This window comes from Sphingobacterium faecale (assembly GCF_016746095.1).
GTDB lineage: Bacteria > Bacteroidota > Bacteroidia > Sphingobacteriales > Sphingobacteriaceae > Sphingobacterium > Sphingobacterium faecale.
Genome location: NZ_JAERTY010000009.1, coordinates 188,483 through 206,940, shown reverse-complemented (window position 1 = coordinate 206,940; position 18,458 = coordinate 188,483). Strand labels below are relative to the sequence as shown.

General features: G+C 41.2%; 14 protein-coding genes. 10 read left to right on the top strand and 4 right to left on the bottom strand.

Features of this window, described 5'->3' with window-relative positions:
* Positions 1-22: 22 nt before the first annotated feature.
* Positions 23-595: an RNA polymerase sigma factor gene (locus JKG61_RS16685; RefSeq protein WP_202104089.1), complete on the bottom strand. Its 573-nt coding sequence runs from the start codon at positions 593-595 to the stop codon at positions 23-25.
* 502 nt (positions 596-1,097) lie between these two features.
* On the opposite strand from JKG61_RS16685, the gene JKG61_RS16680 reads away from it, so the two are divergent.
* The 7 genes from JKG61_RS16680 to JKG61_RS16650 all read left to right on the top strand — a co-directional run bounded on the left by JKG61_RS16680 (position 1,098) and on the right by JKG61_RS16650 (position 11,747).
* The gene (locus JKG61_RS16680; protein ID WP_202104088.1) at positions 1,098-1,652 is read left to right on the top strand and encodes an RNA polymerase sigma factor; all 555 of its coding nucleotides are present in this window, start codon (positions 1,098-1,100) and stop codon (positions 1,650-1,652) included.
* A 77-nt stretch (positions 1,653-1,729) separates the two neighbouring features.
* Positions 1,730-2,809 carry a FecR family protein gene (locus JKG61_RS16675; protein WP_202104087.1) on the top strand — a complete coding sequence of 360 codons (1,080 nt, stop codon included), beginning with the start codon at positions 1,730-1,732 and terminating at the stop codon, positions 2,807-2,809.
* A 25-nt stretch (positions 2,810-2,834) separates the two neighbouring features.
* Positions 2,835-6,251, top strand: a complete 3,417-nt coding sequence (locus tag JKG61_RS16670) for a SusC/RagA family TonB-linked outer membrane protein (RefSeq protein ID WP_237249518.1) — start codon at positions 2,835-2,837, stop codon at positions 6,249-6,251.
* A 12-nt stretch (positions 6,252-6,263) separates the two neighbouring features.
* Positions 6,264-8,141 carry a RagB/SusD family nutrient uptake outer membrane protein gene (locus JKG61_RS16665; RefSeq protein ID WP_202104086.1) on the top strand — a complete coding sequence of 626 codons (1,878 nt, stop codon included), beginning with the start codon at positions 6,264-6,266 and terminating at the stop codon, positions 8,139-8,141.
* An 86-nt stretch (positions 8,142-8,227) separates the two neighbouring features.
* A complete protein-coding gene (locus JKG61_RS16660; RefSeq protein WP_202104085.1) occupies positions 8,228-9,430 on the top strand; it encodes a DUF5000 domain-containing lipoprotein in 1,203 nt (400 codons plus the stop codon).
* Positions 9,431-9,441: 11 nt separating this feature from the next.
* Positions 9,442-10,137 (top strand): DUF4998 domain-containing protein, encoded by a 696-nt coding sequence (locus JKG61_RS16655; protein WP_202104084.1) that lies wholly within the window; start codon positions 9,442-9,444, stop codon positions 10,135-10,137.
* Positions 10,138-10,139: 2 nt separating this feature from the next.
* On the top strand, positions 10,140-11,747 hold the full coding sequence (locus JKG61_RS16650) for an FAD-dependent oxidoreductase (RefSeq protein WP_202104083.1): 1,608 nt from the start codon (positions 10,140-10,142) through the stop codon (positions 11,745-11,747).
* A gap of 88 nt (positions 11,748-11,835) precedes the next feature.
* Here JKG61_RS16650 and JKG61_RS16645 read toward each other — a convergent pair whose 3' ends face one another.
* On the bottom strand, positions 11,836-12,225 hold the full coding sequence (locus JKG61_RS16645) for a hypothetical protein (RefSeq protein WP_202104082.1): 390 nt from the start codon (positions 12,223-12,225) through the stop codon (positions 11,836-11,838).
* Between the two features lie 43 nt (positions 12,226-12,268).
* Here JKG61_RS16645 and JKG61_RS16640 point away from each other — a divergent pair, with 43 nt between their 5' ends.
* Positions 12,269-12,652 (top strand): PD-(D/E)XK nuclease family transposase, encoded by a 384-nt coding sequence (locus JKG61_RS16640; protein ID WP_202104081.1) that lies wholly within the window; start codon positions 12,269-12,271, stop codon positions 12,650-12,652.
* Between the two features lie 79 nt (positions 12,653-12,731).
* On the top strand, positions 12,732-12,965 hold the full coding sequence (locus JKG61_RS16635) for a hypothetical protein (protein WP_202104251.1): 234 nt from the start codon (positions 12,732-12,734) through the stop codon (positions 12,963-12,965).
* A 206-nt stretch (positions 12,966-13,171) separates the two neighbouring features.
* On the opposite strand, the gene JKG61_RS16630 is transcribed toward JKG61_RS16635, so the two are convergent.
* Both JKG61_RS16630 and JKG61_RS16625 read right to left on the bottom strand, forming a co-directional pair.
* Positions 13,172-13,414: a DUF1016 N-terminal domain-containing protein gene (locus JKG61_RS16630; protein ID WP_202104080.1), complete on the bottom strand. Its 243-nt coding sequence runs from the start codon at positions 13,412-13,414 to the stop codon at positions 13,172-13,174.
* A 130-nt stretch (positions 13,415-13,544) separates the two neighbouring features.
* Positions 13,545-14,108, bottom strand: coding sequence for a hypothetical protein (locus JKG61_RS16625; RefSeq protein ID WP_202104079.1), 564 nt, complete (start codon positions 14,106-14,108; stop codon positions 13,545-13,547).
* Between the two features lie 860 nt (positions 14,109-14,968).
* Here JKG61_RS16625 and JKG61_RS16620 point away from each other — a divergent pair.
* Positions 14,969-18,454, top strand: a complete 3,486-nt coding sequence (locus JKG61_RS16620) for a SusC/RagA family TonB-linked outer membrane protein (protein ID WP_202104078.1) — start codon at positions 14,969-14,971, stop codon at positions 18,452-18,454.
* Positions 18,455-18,458: the final 4 nt, after the last annotated feature.

Genomic DNA, 18,458 nt, shown 5'->3' with positions numbered 1-18,458 from the left:
CTAGTCCGGTGCGAAAAAAATATTATTTTAGTATAGAGAGCAATAATAAACTCCATATGCCGGAGTTGGAAAGGTATAGTTTTACCTTTTTTGTAGCCGATACAATCTGTGCATTCACCGTAGATTCGGAGATTTGTAGGATCTCGCTGGCTTCTTTGTATGTTTTACCTTCAATTTTGCACAGTTCAAAAATGAGACGCTGCTTAGGAGGGAGTTGCTGTATGGCTAGATCGATATGTTCCTGGACTTCTTTGTGCAATATAGTGTCGTCCTGAAAAGAGAAACCCATGTGCACCGTGATTTCCTCTTGTGCTCTATGATCTAAGGAAACTCGCCGGTAATGGTCATATACTTCGTTCTGAGCGATACGGTATAGATAGGATTTAAAAGATTTGTCTTCTTGTATTTGCGCTCTTCTGTCCCAGATTTTAATAAAAACATCCTGTAATATATCTTGGGCTATGGTATCTATTTTTACCAGACTGCGAATTCTTTGATAAAAGAATAGGCTGTACCTATCATAGAGAATGTTGTAGGCATCAGTATCTCCACTTTTGAGTCTTACCAGGAGTTCTCTTTCAGCGTTCGTCGTCAAAATCGGATAAGTTAGTTGTGTTGAAGGCAAATATAGGGTTTTACTTTTTAATTTGTTGTTGGGGTATCGTGAGTTAGAGAGTTATCCAGTGATCGAGTTATCCTGTTAACTAGTGATGGAGCTAAGGGGTGATGAGTGACGGGAATGTAGATAATAATACATAATAAATCATTGTCTTTGTAATGGCCATTAACTTAATGGCGGTTAAGTTAATGGTTGCTGGATTTTGAGGCAGTAAGGGTGAAAATGAAATTGATATTGTCGCTCTAAACCAATTGGATAGAGTGGCTATATTGGGAGAGGTAAATACGCTATCTAGAAAGTATAAAGTTTATTAATTGTATTCAATTGCTGTTGATTATGCTTGGAATATAAAATTAAGTCGTTAATTTGGATAAACTAATCATGGCGATATAGCAATTCTATAATCTATATTTAACAGTTATTTAATCTCAAACTAGCTATTTTTACAATGTCATACTAATTACAAACGCCTAAAAACATGAGTTGGATAGATTTTATAAAGGGAAATACGAAAGCATTTGAGCTAATCTACAGGCAATACGTGGATGACCTTTATCTATATGGCCAACACTACCATAATGACAAAGAACAGATTTTAGACTGTATTCATGATCTTTTTGCTGACCTATTCAATAATCCGAAGATAGCAACAGAGGTACAGGTTAAATTCTATCTGTTCGCTTCCTTAAAAAGACGTTTATTTAAGCTAAAGGAAAATGTACAAACAAGTGATATTAGTCAGCTGCCTGACGGCTTACTCTGGATAGCTAGTCATGAATTAGAAATGATTAAAAATGAGAATCACGAAATAAACTTAAAACTTCTTCAGCAAAAAATAGAACTGCTTCCTAAAAAACAAAGAGAGGTAATCTTCATGCGCTATTATTTGGATTTTACTTATGAAGAGATCGCATCTATGCTTGATATCTCCGTAGAATCATGCCGTACTACCTCTTATCGGGGCATTAAAGAACTACGTAAAACTTTGCAACCGGCCGAATACCTGATTTTATTCTCAATATTTTGGTATTAAAAGCTAAGTAAAAAGATATTTTATTTTTTGTCTATGCTAAGGTCATTATTTGCTCTACATAATAAAGAGCAATCTAAATGACTAATTATAAAGATAGATTACGTTTGGTATTAGGCCTATTAGAAAAGGATAAGCTTACCAATGAAGAAAAAGATGCACTGTATGCAAGAGCCCTTGATACGGGGTTAAGAGCCAGAAAACATAAAATTAAAAGATTAGTGTTTCAGGTAGCGGCATCCATTGCCCTCTTTGTGGGTGTGGGGATCTATTTTAAAAGCCAAAACAACGATGTCAAGACATTAGATCAGAATACGTGGACAGCTAGCGCTTTAAAATCTGAAGGTTATGGGGCGATACTCACCTTGGCCGATGGTTCAAAAATTGACCTTGCAAAACGCAGTACAGATCTTAACAGAACGGACAATAATAATATTATACTCAGTTCGGACAGTATGCTGCTTTACAAAAAGCCTGATAATACCGCTATCACCGATAATCACATGAATACGCTGGAGGTTCCTAAAAAATACACCTTCAAGGTAATTTTGGCAGATGGAACCAAGGTGTGGCTAAACTCAGATTCGAAGTTACACTATCCTACCCATTTCGTGGGCAACGAACGTAAGGTAGACCTATCTGGGGAAGCTTATTTTGAAGTAGCACCAAATAAACAAAAGCCATTTATTGTACAGACCGATAGGCAACAGATACAGGTGCTAGGTACGCATTTCAATGTGCAAAGTTATCCAAACAAGCCTGTTGTTACATCTCTCTTGGAAGGTATGGTAGCTGTTAATGCACTAGCTAGCAACAAGACTAAAGTGCTGCTACCAGGAGACCAGTCGCGGACCAGTAGTGTAGGGGATATTGATGTAAAGCATATGGACAATATTACGGATTATATCGCCTGGAAAGACGGATATTTCCAATTGAATGCAACCCCTATCGCAGAGATAATGGATCTCTTGTCTAGATGGTATGACTTTGAATACAGTACCGTAGGAATTAAAAAAAGCAACATCAAACTCTATGGAAAGATACACAAATCTGCTACGCTAGACCAGGCCTTGCAGATATTGAGTCAGTTTGATATTGATTATAACATAAACAAAAATAATGCTGGATTGATACAGATCACGCTAAAACCAAGCAAATAGTAACATATACCATTAAAATATAATTATGAAAGGAAACCAATTTTGGAAACTGCTTCTGTTTCTAGGCCTTTTCTTTGTGGCGCACAGTAGCTTTGCCCAGCAGATCAGTGTCAACAGAAACAAGAGCAGCTTAAAAAATGTATTTCAGGACATTATGGATCAGACAGACCATGTATTTGTCTATAACGATCCTAAAATCGAAGAAATATGGATCAGTTTAAAGATATCCAATTCTTCACTGGAGAATGTCCTTAAGCAAATTTCTAAGGCCGTACCCTTGGAGTTTAAAGTAATACAGAAAAATATAACGGTCAAGTATACGCAGGCGATAGTAGAAAAAACACCTATTGTAATCGATAATGCACAACAGCAGCTCATAAGTGGTACGGTTACTGACAGTCTAAATCAACCCATAATCGGGGTTTCTGTAAGTGTCTTGGAGGATAACAGAAAAGCGACTGCAACAGATGTAAACGGTCGATTTGTGATTGAAGCCACTATAGGACAGCGAGTTGTGGTAAGGATGGTCGAGTATAAGGATAAAAATATATCGATCTTGAATGACCGACCTCTCCTTATTCAACTTGAAAACACGTCAGATAATATTGAAGAAGTCGTGGTAGTGGCCTATGGTACTCAGAAAAGGAAGGAGATGGTGGGCGCTATCACTACAATTAGGCCTGAGGAGCTTAAAGTGCCGTCTTCTAATCTTACTACTGCGCTGGCAGGTCGCTTGGCAGGGGTAATTGCCTATCAAAGAAGTGGAGAACCAGGACAGGATAATGCCGAATTCTTCATACGCGGGGTGACGACATTCGGTTATAAAAAAGATCCATTAATATTAATCGATGGTGTAGAATTTACATCAACGGATCTTGCACGTCTCCAACCAGATGATATTGCCTCATTTTCGATTATGAAGGATGCATCGGCCACCGCACTATACGGAGCACGTGGCGCTAATGGGGTCATACTAGTGACTACTAAAGAAGGAAAGGAAGGCCCAGCTAAAATTAGCTTCCGATTGGAAAACTCTCTTTCAACTCCTACGAAGGATGTAGAAATGGCGGATCCAATTAGGTATATGGAGCTGAGCAATGAAGCTATCCGCACACGTGACCCATTGAGCCCTGTGCTATATAGTCAGGAAAAAATAGATATGACGCGCCGTCAGGCTGACCCGATACTGTATCCAGCTACGGATTGGCGGAGCACTTTATTCAAAGACTATACCATGAATCAAAGAGCAAACTTGAATGTATCGGGCGGTGGAAGTGTTGCACGTTATTATTTTGCAGGTACTTTTAATAAAGATAATGGCGTGTTAAAAGTGGATCCTCAAAATAACTTCAACAATAATATTGACCTTAAAAGCTATCTGCTACGCTCCAATGTAAATGTTAATCTCAGCAAAAGTACGGAGGTAGGGGTGCGCATGTACGGTAGCTTTGATGAGTATACGGGGCCTATCAGTGGCGGGAAGGAAATGTACGAAATGGTGATGTTCTCAAACCCAGTCGTGTTTCCCGCTTATTATCCGAAAGATGAAAATAGTAGCCATATACAGCATATCCTTTTTGGGGGATCGGATAAAGGTAATTATGTCAACCCTTATGCGGAGATGGTCAAAGGCTATAGAGATTACTCGCGTTCGGTAATTATGGCTCAATTTGAGTTGAAGCAGAAACTACATTTTTTAACCCAGGGACTTACTTTCCGGGCTATGGGGAATACAAATAAATCCTCGTATCACTCTGTCAGCCGTTTTTATAACCCGTTTTACTACCAGGTACTGAATTACGACAAATTGAACCAGACCTATACGCTAGCAAATATCAACGAAAAAAGTGCCACAGAATATTTGGGGTATAATGAAGGAGATAAGACTATAAAGTCTACTTTTTATCTGGAATCTGCATTGAATTATAGCCGGACGTTCAAAGACAAACATGCCGTCAATGCGATGCTGGTCTATATCATGCAAGAAAGCTTAAATGCTAATGCAGGTAATCTTCAGTTGTCCCTTCCGTCGCGCAACCAAGGGCTGTCCGGTCGCTTTACCTACTCCCTAAACAGTAAATACTTTGCAGAATTCAATTTCGGGTATAATGGCTCGGAGCGCTTCGACAAAAACAATCGGTTTGGATTCTTCCCGTCCGGGGGGATCGGATGGCAGATTTCTGATGAAAAATTCTGGAAGCCTCTGCAAAATTATATCGATGTATTTAAAGTGAGGGGCACCTATGGAATGGTCGGAAATGATGCCATTGGTAGTGCTTCCGATCGGTTCTTCTACCTATCCAATGTCAATATGAATGACGCTGCACGGGCTTCTTCATTCGGTACGGATTTTAATTATACGCTCAATGGGGTCTCTATCAGTCGATATGCCAACCCTGATATCACTTGGGAAGTCGCTTATAAAGCAAATCTAGGGTTTGAGATGACACTCTTTAAGGATATTCAGATCCAGGCAGATGTTTTTTCGGAATACCGAAAAAATATTCTGATGACACGGGCCGCTATTCCGAGTTATTTGGGATTTTCATCGGCCTTACGTGCCAATGTAGGAGAAGCCTCCAGCAGAGGATTGGATATGTCTATTGACTATTCGCATAATTTTGAAAATGGATTATGGCTTTCTGCACGAGGTAACTTTACGTATGCTACGTCAAAATTCGAGATTTACGAAGAGCCTGATTATGATGCCAATAGTAGACTATCACGTGTGGGGTATAATATCAATCAAACCTGGGGATACTTGGCTGAGCGCCTTTTTATCGATGACGAAGAGGTATATAACTCCCCTGAACAAGGATTTGGAGTAGCCGTACGGGGAGGTGATATTAAATACCGGGATGTAAATGGTGATGGGATAATATCTTCACTGGACCGGGTGCCTATTGGAAATCCAACCAGCCCTGAAATAGTATATGGATTTGGTATATCCACAGGTTATAAAAATATTGATTTTTCGATGTTTTTGCAAGGGCTTGCCAATGAATCCTTCTGGATTAACCCGCGATCTACCGCTCCTTTTGTGAGTTACGCTGACGCTTATCCTAGCCGTGATGCGGTGGGTTATGCAGGTAGTAACCAGATGTTGAAAGTGTATGCGGATAATCATTGGTCGGAAGCAAATCCGGACCCACTGGCTCTATGGCCACGGCTCTCGCCCAATATAAATGAAAACAATACGCAGACCAGCACGTGGTTTATGCGTAACGGCTCTTTCCTGCGGTTGAAAAATGTGGAGTTAGGTTATAGCCTTCCGAAAAGGACGATATCTAAGTTGAATATGGAAAAATTACGTTTGTATCTAAACGGAACGAACCTGTTGAATCTAAGTCAATTTAAATTGTGGGATGTAGAAATGGCGGGAAACGGATTGGGCTATCCTGTGCAAAGAGTGTTTAATATCGGTGCACAGGTGTCATTTTAATCAATGTCAATTATGAAAAAGAAACTATTATTAATACTTATGGCAGGCCTCACGCTCCAGGGCTGCAACTACCTAGATGTGGTTCCCGACAATGTTGCCACTATTGAATATGCATTCCGCACACCACTCACTGCCGAAAAATATTTATTCACCTGTTACTCTTGGCTTCCAAATTATGCAGATCCTTTTTCGGGAAATCCTGCTATCGCTGGAGCAGATGAAATATGGTTCGATCAGGTCCAATACAATTACAACTCTGGCCTATACGCACGTGGACAGCAAAATATTCAAAACCCACTCATGGATTTTTGGCAGGGAGATAGGGGTGGGACGCCATTATTCAGAGGTATACACGAATGTAATATATTTTTGGGTAATGTAGATAAGGTACATGGTTTGTCGGATTTTGATAAGGCTAAAATGAAAGCGGAGGCTAAATTTCTAAAAGCCTACTACCATTTCTACCTGCTGCGTATGTATGGTCCCATTCCCATCATGCATGAAAATTATGCGGTATCGACAGAGATAAGCCAAATAAAGGAAATAACCCGCGAACCGGTAGACGATGTATTTCAATACATCGTCAATCAGCTTGATGAAGCCATCGTGGATCTGCCGGAATCGGTACTGTTTGAATCGACAGAACTGGGGCGTATTACCAAGCCGATCGCCATGGCCATCAAAGCAAAAGTATTGCTTACTGCAGCTAGCCCGCTATTCAATGGAAATACGGATTATAGTAATTATAAAAATAGCCGTGGTGAGGTATTGTTCAATCAGACAGCAGATCCTAATAAATGGACACAGGCTGCCGAGGCGGCAAAAGAAGCAATCGAATATTGCGAGTCCTTGGGCTATGCATTGCATAAAAAAGCAGCATATGACAGGCCTGTCTCAGACACGACCAAAATCGAACTTAACCTGCGTACGACTATTACTGAAAAGTGGAATAAAGAACTGATCTGGGGGGCAAGTAACAGTGCAGCAAATTCCATTCAAACGGCTTCTTATCCTCGTATATTTGGCGGTGACGCACTGTATTACGGTGGTTACTTTTCCGTGCCTCTAAATCTTGTGGAACAGTTTTACAGTAAAAACGGCGTGCCGATTAATGAAGACAACACATTTGATTATATGGATCGGTATGGGACAAAGGTGGGCGCTAAACAAGATAAACAGTATATCAAAACGGGCTATACTACCGCGCGGCTCAATTTTGATAGGGAACCCCGCTATTATGCATTTCTGGGGTTTGACGGTGGCAGATGGTATGGACAGGGCTTGTTGAGCGACGACGAAAATTTTTATATTGAAGGGCGGCTCGGAGGAATCTCCTCTGGCCATGCCTTTGCTTTTTCCTTAACGGGATATCTACCTAAGAAGTTGGTCAACTATCAGAATACAGCATTGGCAAAACAGTGGGTGGTACAACGCTATCCCTGGCCGATCGTAAGACTGGCAGACTTGTACCTGATGTATGCCGAAGCGCTGAATGAAGCTAATGGACCGTCGGACGAAATTTTTATCTACTTGGACCGTATCCGAGAACGGGCTGGCCTCAAAGGTGTAAAATATGCTTGGAACAACTTCTCGAATCAACCCGAAAAAATACTGTCTAAAGCGGGGTTGCAAAGTATAATCCGACAGGAGCGGACAATAGAGCTTTGCTTCGAAGGACACCGATTTTGGGATCTACGCCGGTGGAAGGTGGCTCAGGAGGTGTTGAACCAGAATATCACCGGGTGGGATGTGCTTAACGCCGATGCGAAATACTACTATATCCCTAGAACTATAGTACGTCAAAACTTCCAGGTAAGAGATTATTTCTGGCCAATACAGGAGTCGGAATTCATTAAGAACAAAGAAATTATACAAAGCCCTAATTGGTAAACGCAAGCCTTATGAAATACTCACGTTTAGCAAAGCACACACACATGAGTATTCCATATGACCATTAAAGAAAAAATAATACACATATGAAAAATAAAATAATACTATTTGGTCTGCTGGCAATAGGTTGTATATGGAGCTCATGTAGAGAGCAGGATATCATGTCTATCATCGAAACGGATGAGACTATACCTCCTGCTTTGAAAGCGGTTAATGCTAAGGGGCTGCCCGGTAAAATTGAATTGTCCTATACTGTTCCAGCGAACAGTAATATCATGTATGTAGAAGCGGAGTGCACTAAAAATGATGGAAAGCGCATTCAGGCGCAGTCTTCTTATTATAATAATAAGTTGTTGTTAGATGGTTTTGGAGATACCTCGATTTACTCGATTAAACTTTATACCGTAGGTAAAAATCTTAAAAAATCTACACCTATAATGGTCGACGCAAGACCTGCTATGCCTCCTATCTGGAAAATTTATGAATCAATGTCTATTGTGGAAGATTTTGGGGGAATAACGATCAACTTTGAAAATCCTCAAAAGGCGGAAGTATCTATTCCCATCCAACGGAAAAATGTGAAAGGGGATTGGGAGACCGTAGAAACAATCTATACACAGGCTGGTGAGGGACCATTGAGTGTTCGTGGGCTGGAAAATGTGCCTATGCAATTCAGGGTATCGGTACAGGACCGTTGGCTAAATCAGTCGAATTTAATAGACACGATCTTGACGCCTCTTTTCGAAAGGGAACTGGATTATGCGTTATTTAAAGAGCTCAGACTGGTCAATGATCCAAAGCCATTTGGCGCTAATAAAGTCAGTTTTCTCTGGAATAATAATTTGACCTCTACGGGATCAGGAACAGGGGGATGGTATCGGACTGATAATGGTACCGGGGTGCCTAACCAGGTTACAATCGATATGGGGAAAAAAGCAAAATTGAGTCGTATCAAAGTCTTTCAAAGAGGAACCGTCAGCGAACTCAATCTGCTGTATACAGCAGGATCTCCTCGTGAATTTGAAATATGGGGCAGTAACAGTCCTTCTGCTGACGGTTCGTATGATAGCTGGACGCTACTGTATTCCGGCGAAATCAAGAAACCTTCCGGATTGCCGCTTCAAAACAATACAGCAGAAGACATTGAATTCGCCAAAAATGGACATGAATTCAGAATTCCATTAGAAGCGCCTCCGGTACGTTATTTCAGATTCCGGGCGATGTCAACTTTTGGTGTAACTAATTATTTTTGGCTAGGTGAGATTGATTTTTTTGGACAACCTGAATAACACTTGATAACATGAAATATTATTTTTTAAAACATACATACTTTACCAAATTTACCGTATGGACTGCCGTACTCCTTATTGCAGTGACGGCATGTAAAAAACAGGATAGTACCTATAGAGATGTCCTGGAGGGAAAATTTCCTTCATATGCAGGTAGACCGGACTCTATGAATTTCCATCCGGGCAACAATAGGGCGCAGATTAGCTTCCGTATAAAAGATCCTTCGGTGAATAAGGTTATTTTCTATTGGAACAACCGCAAGGATTCAACGGTGTATGCTATAGATCAACCGTCTCTAACTATACATCATGTAAATATTGCACCGCTGGAAGAGAAGTACCACAATATTGATTTTTATACTTTCTACCCCGATGGTACGTCTTCTATTAAGAATACTCAGATGGGAAATGTATACGGGAATGCGTATCAATCCAGTCTATTGAACCGACTAATAGAAAGTACAGTCCTGCGTAATGACAGTCTTTTCATTAATTGGTATAAAGCCTATCCGGATCTGGTAGGCATGGAAGTGCGGTACATTGACATGGTAGGTGATGCCAAAACTATCGTGACCGATGCGGCAGAAGAGGTGATGGCACTTCCTAAATTTCAAAAAGGAGGAGAATTGAAATATAGGTCTATTTATTTGCCGGACTCACTGGCGATAGATAGTTTTTACACGGAATTTAAAAATCTAAAAATATAATTATGACTAAAAAAATGATGCATTTGGTTTTGATAGCCTGGCTATTGCTCTTAAATGTTGATGTACGTGCGCAGCAGAGCCAATCTTATGATATTGTGATCTATGGAGCTACTTCTGCTGGTATAATAGCCGGATATACCGCCTTAAAGATGGGTAAAACTGCCGTGGTAATCGGTACAGATGAGCATATTGGTGGGCTATCGTCGGGCGGATTGGGACAGACAGACATTGGTAACAAGGCGGCTATCGGTGGCTTGTCCCGCCGGTTCTATCAAGACCTAGGTCAATATTACGGCAAAGCGGAATCCTGGACTTTCGAGCCTAAGGTAGCCGGTAGCATGTTTGAAAAATATATACAGGAAGTGCAGTTGCCTATTATCAAAAATCAACGGATCGGTAAGGTAAAAAAGAAAAAAGGTACCATTACCGCTGTATTGCTATATCCTACATACGGTAAGGGAAAAGCTACTCAGGAAATTACGGGTAAGGTGTTTTTGGACTGTACGTATGAGGGCGATCTTATCGCGTTGGCAGGGGTGCCGTTTATGCTTGGGAGAGAGGATAACTCCCAATTTAAGGAGACATTAAATGGTTTTCAGCTTCCTACCTATCAAAAGCAGTCGGGATGGCATCAGTTTCCTGATCATGTATCGCCCTACAAAACCATCGGAGACCCCCAATCTGGCTTGCTTTGGGGGATCTCTAAAGATAAGCCTTCGCGGGTAGGTACCGGCGATAAGCGTATACAAGCGTACAATTTCCGGATTTGTCTAACGGACTCGGCAGAGAATCGGATTCCGATAGAAAGACCGACGAACTATGATCCCCAAAAATATGAGCTGCTAGGACGATTGATAGAGGCTCAGCCTCAATATACGATGGTTAAAAATTATTTTATATGGAGTAAAATGCCTAACCGAAAAACAGATATCAATAACCGTGGGGGCTTTTCGACGGATATGATCGGGGCAAATTACGATTGGGCTACTGCTAGCTTTGATAGACGTAAAGCCATATATAATGAACATCTAGAATATACAATCGGGTATCTGTATTTTATGCAAACCGATCCACGGGTGCCCGAACATATTCGGTCGTATGTAAAAAACTGGGGCCTGCCAAAGGATGAGTATGTAAATAACGGACATTTCACCCCTCAGCTATATATTCGTGAAGGTCGGAGAATGCTGGGAGCCTATGTGATGAGCGAACATAACTGTACAGGAAAAGAAACGGCAATAGACCCGATCGGCTTGGCGGCGTATACTATGGATAGCCATAATACGCAGCGCATTATTGTAGATGGAATGGTCAAAAATGAAGGAAACGTAGAGGTTGGTAAATTCTCACCTTACCAAATCGCATATAATTCTATTACGCCGAAAGAAAGAGATTGCACCAATTTATTGGTGCCTGTGTGTTTGTCCTCTACACATATTGCATTTGGATCCATCAGGATGGAGCCTGTATTCATGATATTGGGTGAAAGTGCTGCTGTAGCTGCTGTACAGGCTATTGAACAAAAGAAATCTGTGCAGAAGATAGACAGGGGGCAACTAAGAGAGGAATTGTTGCGCCGTCAGCAGATCTTGGAGTGGAAGAAAAACTAATTAGGGTGATAAAGGTGACCCGTGACAGAAGGATGGGACGGGGATAAAAATATACGCCTGAAGGGATGTACTTCAGGCGTTCTTAGTTTTAAAATCCTTTTCTCCAGAGGTAATAGATCCCTAGAGATGCTACCGCTAACACCACGATGAGATAAACATACCAGGGGAGCTGCTTTTTGCGAACCACTTTTTGTTCCTTTAGTGCAGCATGCGCTTGCAGGGCGGTGCTGTCCCTATGGCTTATATTGGACTGTAGGAGCTTCTCGTGTATGGACTGCTCCGCCGCATACAGCCAGCCACCTAGTGCCCAGAGGCCTGTGTCCGGGTGGAAGTAGAAAATGGAGTCACTTACAAAGTGCCAGTAGCGTACGGTGCTATCCTGCTGTAGGTACTGTTGCCATTCGTGGGATTCCGAGCGATGTACCTGCCGTGTGGCTATTTGTTCTTCCAGTCTGTACTTGCTGGTACGGCAAGACAAGGTGAGGAGGGTGAGGAGGATGATACTGCGGTAAACCTCACGGTTGATTAATAAGCAGCTTGCCAAAGGGAAGAAAGGGAATGATTATCATCTGCCGGAAGTTTACTTCGTCGGTATTTTAGAATTCGATATGAATGGTGGCTCGAATGTTGCACTGTCCCGAACGACCGATCGCCCGTATTTTTATGATGTTGCGTTATGTGATAAGCATACCCATGAGGTCTTTTACGACAAGCTGGGATATAAGATGGTCTCCCTTCCTGTTTTTAATAAACAACCCGAAGAATTGGATACGGTAATGGATCAATGGCTCTATCTTCTTAAGCATCTGAGTACCATGGACAAGCTGCCTTCATTTTTGGACAAACGGATATTTGGTCGTATGTTTCGTCCAAGAGTTTGTTTTTCAATGGCGGATGAGAATTAACAAAGCTTTCTTTCTTTAAGGAGAAATCTTTGTTAATTTTGCTATAGGTGAGATAGGCAAATTAAAAGAGGAGGATCTGATGTCATACGAAGCAAGTTTAAAACAAAGGCGTGACGCCGAAAGCGTTTTTAATTCAGCTATGCGAGCTGGTGAAGCCAGAGGTGGGGCAAGAGGCCGGGCAGAAGGTTTGGCTGAAGGAGCGCGTAAAAATGCTCTTGAGACAGCCAAGGAGATGAAAAAAGCTGGGTTAAGCATTGAGCAGATTGTAAAATTCACCAAACTGTCTGTAGAAGAAATCGAAAAATTGAAATAGATTCTAAAAATAATTATTGAGGAGCTGTTCTAAATTTATTTTGGAACAGCTTTTTTTGCTTTCCACTGCTAGTGCTTTTATCTCCACCACAAGAATTGTGGCGCCAACAGAGGGTTTTCCACGCGCATTATTGTGCGGTGATGCGTCCAACTCAATTTGCTACGCAGTGCGTAGCATTTTTGAATATCGGGGTACGTCAAGTAAAACTATCTGAAATTCCGCAAGTTAGCAGGCGAGTAACCATTGCCTAGTTTTTCGGAAAGCTTCTTGGATAATGTCTTTAAAAGAGAGTCGCCATAGACGGCTTTCGATTGTCCTTGCTGTTCGTCCTCTACGATCCGTTTGCCAGCTAGCCAATAAGCTTCGATCATAGAAGTATTAATGGCCTGATAGGCTTTTTGGCGGCCCTTTTCTATAATATTGATTATATCGGAGACTACAGATTCCATCGTTGCTTAGTGTTTTTAGTTTATACTTCTTGACCTAGACTAGGCTCTTTCTTACCTATTTTCCTTACATCTCTTCCGCAGGTGGTACCAAACCTATAATAGGGCGATCGAATTTATTTATAATTGTCCTTTACTTTTTATCCTCTTTTGGCTTTCTTCTTGAATTCGCTTCTTTGTTTATGTCTCGCTGTTTTTTTAAGAGCTTTTCGTATTCTTCGTCCGAGTTAAGTTTTACGTGAGAAAAGAACATATCACAATAAAAACCTATTTCTGTACCGCTGGCTATTTCCAACTTTGTTATCTCATCTATTTTGATTGATTCGTAATTCTTTGTTAATATGTAATCAAGCCGGCTTGATACAAGTTTGGTTGCGTCAACTACTTTCTTTTTTGAGAAAACTTCGTAATGATAAGTTTCCTTAAAATAATCTCCCATAGCATTCAAATTATTATCATCTGCAATGGCTTTGACATCTTGAAAGTAATCTTTTCCAAATATTGTGGATAGGAAGTCAATATGTTTCTTTTCTAGCAATAGCTTAAGTAAAATGAATTGTGAGCAAAGGAAGCTCTCATGTAGATTATTCTGCATGTTGCTAATCGTAGTCGTAGAAATTCCTGTGCGAGCGTGTATTTCGATAGCACTAAACTTACATTCTTTTAGAGCTCTAGCTAAATTGGATTTCCAACACATCTTTATTTTTAATTTTGATAATTAATTAAGTGTTTGTATATTTGTTTTAAATCAGTTCACTGATTGAGTCTCGTTAGTAAAAACTAGCAATTTTAAAGGCGCGAGACCACTAGGAGTTTTATCCCAACTTTGCATATATTTGCACTGCGGGATAGGCTCCTGCTGGATGCTGCGTCAGGGTATTGCTAGTACCTTACTAACAGCTGAAAGCAGGAGCCTATCCTTTTTTATTAGCTCCGTTTTTCTGCCAGAGACTCTTTAAAGTGTGTTACCAATTTGATAAACAACATGATAAAGAGAGAGTCATTAACCAACAACAGTGTACAGCATTCGACCCGAGGTCGAGACTGCTACCCCGCATTACGCGTACTAATCAAGAACAAGCTTCGGCCACCAGAATAGTGTATCAAGACATTAAAAACCAAAAGAGGGCTATTTAGACCTTGGTCTATAGCATATGTACATATTAAGGGCCTTGCAGGTCAATAATATGTACGACTTTTATTGGTTTTTCCGACTTGTACAGATACGAATCCGACACAAGGCAGACGTGTTTTCCACACCTTTGGACTTAAGCAACCTAAAAGTAGGAATAATATCAATGTCTTGCAAGGAAACGAATTAAAATGATATAGATTTTCTATATTTTAACAGGTCGGTTTTTTATTCATGCGCAGATGGGGCGTCACCAATTATTAGACCCTTATGAAATAACCGAGCAATACCTCATCTGCCTTTCAACATTATTTTATGAACCGTGTGAGCTAGTTAAAGACTATATAGTTTTTAGACCCGTTCGACTCCTCTGCGTTCCGCTCAGGGTGACGGGGTAAAACTAGGTCACACTCAATGAACCAAAAATGAAACATTTTTTTTGGGGTGGTAATATATTGCCTTATCGGCGAGACAGTGACTGCTCAATAATTAAAAAAAAGAAATTACCATGTAGGCGTGCTTTAAGTCTGCTATATGTGTTTAGCTACCTCCACTTCGGTCGGCATGACGCAACAAAAGTAGGAGGAGTGCTTTTAATAATATTCTGTGTGTTGTTTAACAATGTCTTTGCGCAGTCCGCTGGGGAGCGTGCTGCCGTAAAGGCGCCGGAGATCAGTAAGGTGTATCGGCCGTATCTAAAAGGTAAGGTTGTGTCTTTAGATACGGCTATTTCCTTAAATGCAACGGTTAAAATTGAAGGAACTGATATTTTGACCTATACCGACCATGAGGGAAATTTTAACTTTCGTGGTGTATATGTGGAGTCAGGGTTGCTACGAGTTGGGCATCGTATGATGGATAAACCGATATATGTAGCATTTGACACCATCAATCGTGGACCTTTTACCGTGTATTTACAGAATTCAACAGGCAATGCTAAGCAAGATAAAAAGATTTCTGCACTAGATACCACACAGCAGATAGAAGAGGTGTCAGTAGTAGAAACGGGCTATTTCCGAGTGCCCGAAGAGCGGGCTACCGGCTCCTTTGTGCATATTGACAATAAATTGTTGAGTCGCTCTGTAGGGTCAAATATCTTAGAACGTTTGAATGGGGTGACCCGGGGACTGATATTTAACCAACGTATTATGGGTGCTACCACATTTGCTGGGCAGCCGTCAATGTCCATTCGGGGTATTAGTACGTTGCATGCTAACAAGGAACCCTTAATTATTCTAGACAACTTTCCTTTCGAGGGGGATATCAATGCCATCAACCCCGAAGATATAGAGTCTGTCACGGTGTTACAAGATGCTGCCGCCTCGTCCATTTGGGGTGCTCGGGCAGGTAATGGTGTCATTGTACTCACGTCCAAAAAGGGGAGGTTTGAGCAACCGCTTAAAGTCTCGGTTCGCTCGGACGTATCCGTCAGCGAAAAGCCCAACCTCTATTACAACCCTACAATACCTATGGATGAGTTTATTGAGATCGAGCGCTTTCTATACGGTAATGGCGCTTGGAATGGCGCTATCAATCAGGTATATCCTTATATCACACCTACTATAGAAGCCTTATTGGCTCATAAGAATGGGCATATCGATGAGGCCGAGATGGAGCGACGTATTGCCCAGCTCAAGACACAGGATGTACGTCGAGATCTGACTAAGTATGTGTTTCGGCCTGTACAGTTATATAAAGGAGCTGCCAACTTTCGAGGCGGTGCCAAGCAGCATAATTATTATTTCTCCGCAGGCTACGATAAGAATTTAGGTAATATCTATGGATATAACGATGAGCGTATTACACTACAATCTCGCAATAGTTATCGGATGTTGAATAATAAATTGATTTTTGATACAGATCTACAATTTTCTTCAGACAAAAGTAGAACCGGTGCTGACGCTCCATACCAAGTGCTTTATGATAGAATAGCCGATGAGCATGGGAATCCGCTTTCTATTGGTGGTGGTAGAAGCTCATCTGGCTTGCGGCAGAGTTATATTGATACCGCAGGTATGGGATTGCTGAAAGACTGGAACTTTTATCCGTTGGAGAATATTCATCAATATAACATAGCAGTAACACAGACTAGCTATCAGGTACAGCCCTCCGTTAGTTATCGACCTTTCGACTGGTTGAGTGTGTCGGCCAATTATCGGTATTCGCGAAGTTATTCAGAAACCCAGGGATTGATGGATGAAGATTATTTTGATATGCGTGATCTCTATAATCGTTTTACGCAGATTGACTACGCTACCGGTATTGCTACTTCTTCTATTCCAAAAGGAGGTCGGATGAATCAAACGAATTCGGGGATGAGTACACATTATTTCAGGGGCAGCTTGAATGTGGATAAAACTTGGAGCGTTGTTCATCAATTTCACTTGGTAGGAGGGATTGAAGTGAATAGTCGTACGACCTTATACCGCTCGAGTCCTGTTATGATGGGTTATCAGGAGGCTACTGAGAGTTATGTGCCTTTCGATCCAACTATTCGTCGTAGGCAGTATTTGACAGGTAATTTATCGACGATGACTAATATTACACCCGTTAATATGACGCGTCGTACAACAATCAATCGTAACCGTCTATTTTTTGCAAATGCTTCTTACACCTACGACAAGCGCTATACGGCTACATTTTCTGCACGCAAGGATGAAGCCAATATCTTTGGGGTAGATATTAATAAGCGCGGCCGGCCATTCTGGTCGGCAGGTTTACGTTGGCAATTGCACGAGGAGGATTTTTATAAGGTCGATTGGTTGTCCAAGTTGGTGCTACGTGCCACCCATGGTTACACGGGAAACGTCAGTAATGGATCAGCATATATTACGTCGCGGATTGAGAAAGATCCATATACTCGTACTGGTAGAATTTTTCAAACCATTACCAATCCACCTAATCCGCAGCTTAGCTGGGAGAATGTACGCATGAACAATTTGGCAATAGATTTCTCTGTTTTGAACAATCGCTTATCGGGTTCTATAGAGCATTACCGTAAAAAAGCAATGGATCTTTTAAGCTCGCAACCTATCAATCCTTCTTCGGGGGTGACTAAGCTATCGGGAAACTGGTCTTCGTTGAAAGGTTGGGGTTGGGATGTCAATCTGAATAGCAGGAATATCTTGACTAAAGATTTTTCTTGGCAGTCCGATTTGATCTTGTCCTATACAAACGAAAGGGTGACGGATTACAAATTGAAACCAAGCTCGGATTTAAATTACCTGACTAGTAATCTGGGCGCTTACCCCATAGAGGGAAGGCCATTGTATGGCATCTATTCTTTTGCTTCGGCAGGATTAGATGTTAATGGACAACCACAGGGCTATCTGGACGGTGTTTTATCACAAGATTATACGAATATTTATAATAATACCCGATTGGGTGATTATGTGTATCATGGACGAGCCAACCCTAATTTGTTTGGTTCTATTCGTAATACTTTTCAGTATAAGGCTTTGGAGCTTTCTTTTAATGTATCGGCCCAGTTTGGTTACCATATTCGCAGGACTGGTTTGAACTATGGCACATTATATAGTGTTACATCTTATTATAGTCTACCATTTCAATACGATTATTTGAATCGCTGGCGGCAGGCGGGGGATGAGCTGCGCACCCACGTGCCAGCAGCAGCTTATCCTGTTATAAACAATCGGGAGACCTTTTATAACATGACCGAACATCTGGTTGAGCGAGGCGATCATATCCGTTTGCGGGATATCCGATTGGCGTACACGTTGAAGTTGCCACAGATAGGATTACATTCCGTGCAGGTTTATGGCTATGCCAACAATCTGGGGGTGCTATGGGCAGCAAACAAATTGGGTTTTGATCCTGATGCGGTGTATAGTAATAGGATGGTATATCCTGCAGTACGAACCTATTCTTTTGGGGTAAATGTTAATTTTTAATAAA

What these genes read in the sequence shown, in the direction of transcription:
- JKG61_RS16655 (WP_202104084.1), top strand. Translation starts at nt 9,442, where the DNA reads ATGAAATATTATTTTTTAAAACATACATACTTTACCAAATTTACCGTA.
- JKG61_RS16660 (WP_202104085.1), top strand. Translation starts at nt 8,228, where the DNA reads ATGAAAAATAAAATAATACTATTTGGTCTGCTGGCAATAGGTTGTATA.
- JKG61_RS16625 (WP_202104079.1), bottom strand. Translation starts at nt 14,108, where the DNA reads ATGTGTTGGAAATCCAATTTAGCTAGAGCTCTAAAAGAATGTAAGTTT.
- JKG61_RS16670 (WP_237249518.1), top strand. Translation starts at nt 2,835, where the DNA reads ATGAAAGGAAACCAATTTTGGAAACTGCTTCTGTTTCTAGGCCTTTTC.
- JKG61_RS16650 (WP_202104083.1), top strand. Translation starts at nt 10,140, where the DNA reads ATGACTAAAAAAATGATGCATTTGGTTTTGATAGCCTGGCTATTGCTC.
- JKG61_RS16680 (WP_202104088.1), top strand. Translation starts at nt 1,098, where the DNA reads ATGAGTTGGATAGATTTTATAAAGGGAAATACGAAAGCATTTGAGCTA.
- JKG61_RS16675 (WP_202104087.1), top strand. Translation starts at nt 1,730, where the DNA reads ATGACTAATTATAAAGATAGATTACGTTTGGTATTAGGCCTATTAGAA.
- JKG61_RS16665 (WP_202104086.1), top strand. Translation starts at nt 6,264, where the DNA reads ATGAAAAAGAAACTATTATTAATACTTATGGCAGGCCTCACGCTCCAG.
- JKG61_RS16630 (WP_202104080.1), bottom strand. Translation starts at nt 13,414, where the DNA reads ATGGAATCTGTAGTCTCCGATATAATCAATATTATAGAAAAGGGCCGC.
- JKG61_RS16635 (WP_202104251.1), top strand. Translation starts at nt 12,732, where the DNA reads ATGTCATACGAAGCAAGTTTAAAACAAAGGCGTGACGCCGAAAGCGTT.
- JKG61_RS16620 (WP_202104078.1), top strand. Translation starts at nt 14,969, where the DNA reads ATGAAACATTTTTTTTGGGGTGGTAATATATTGCCTTATCGGCGAGAC.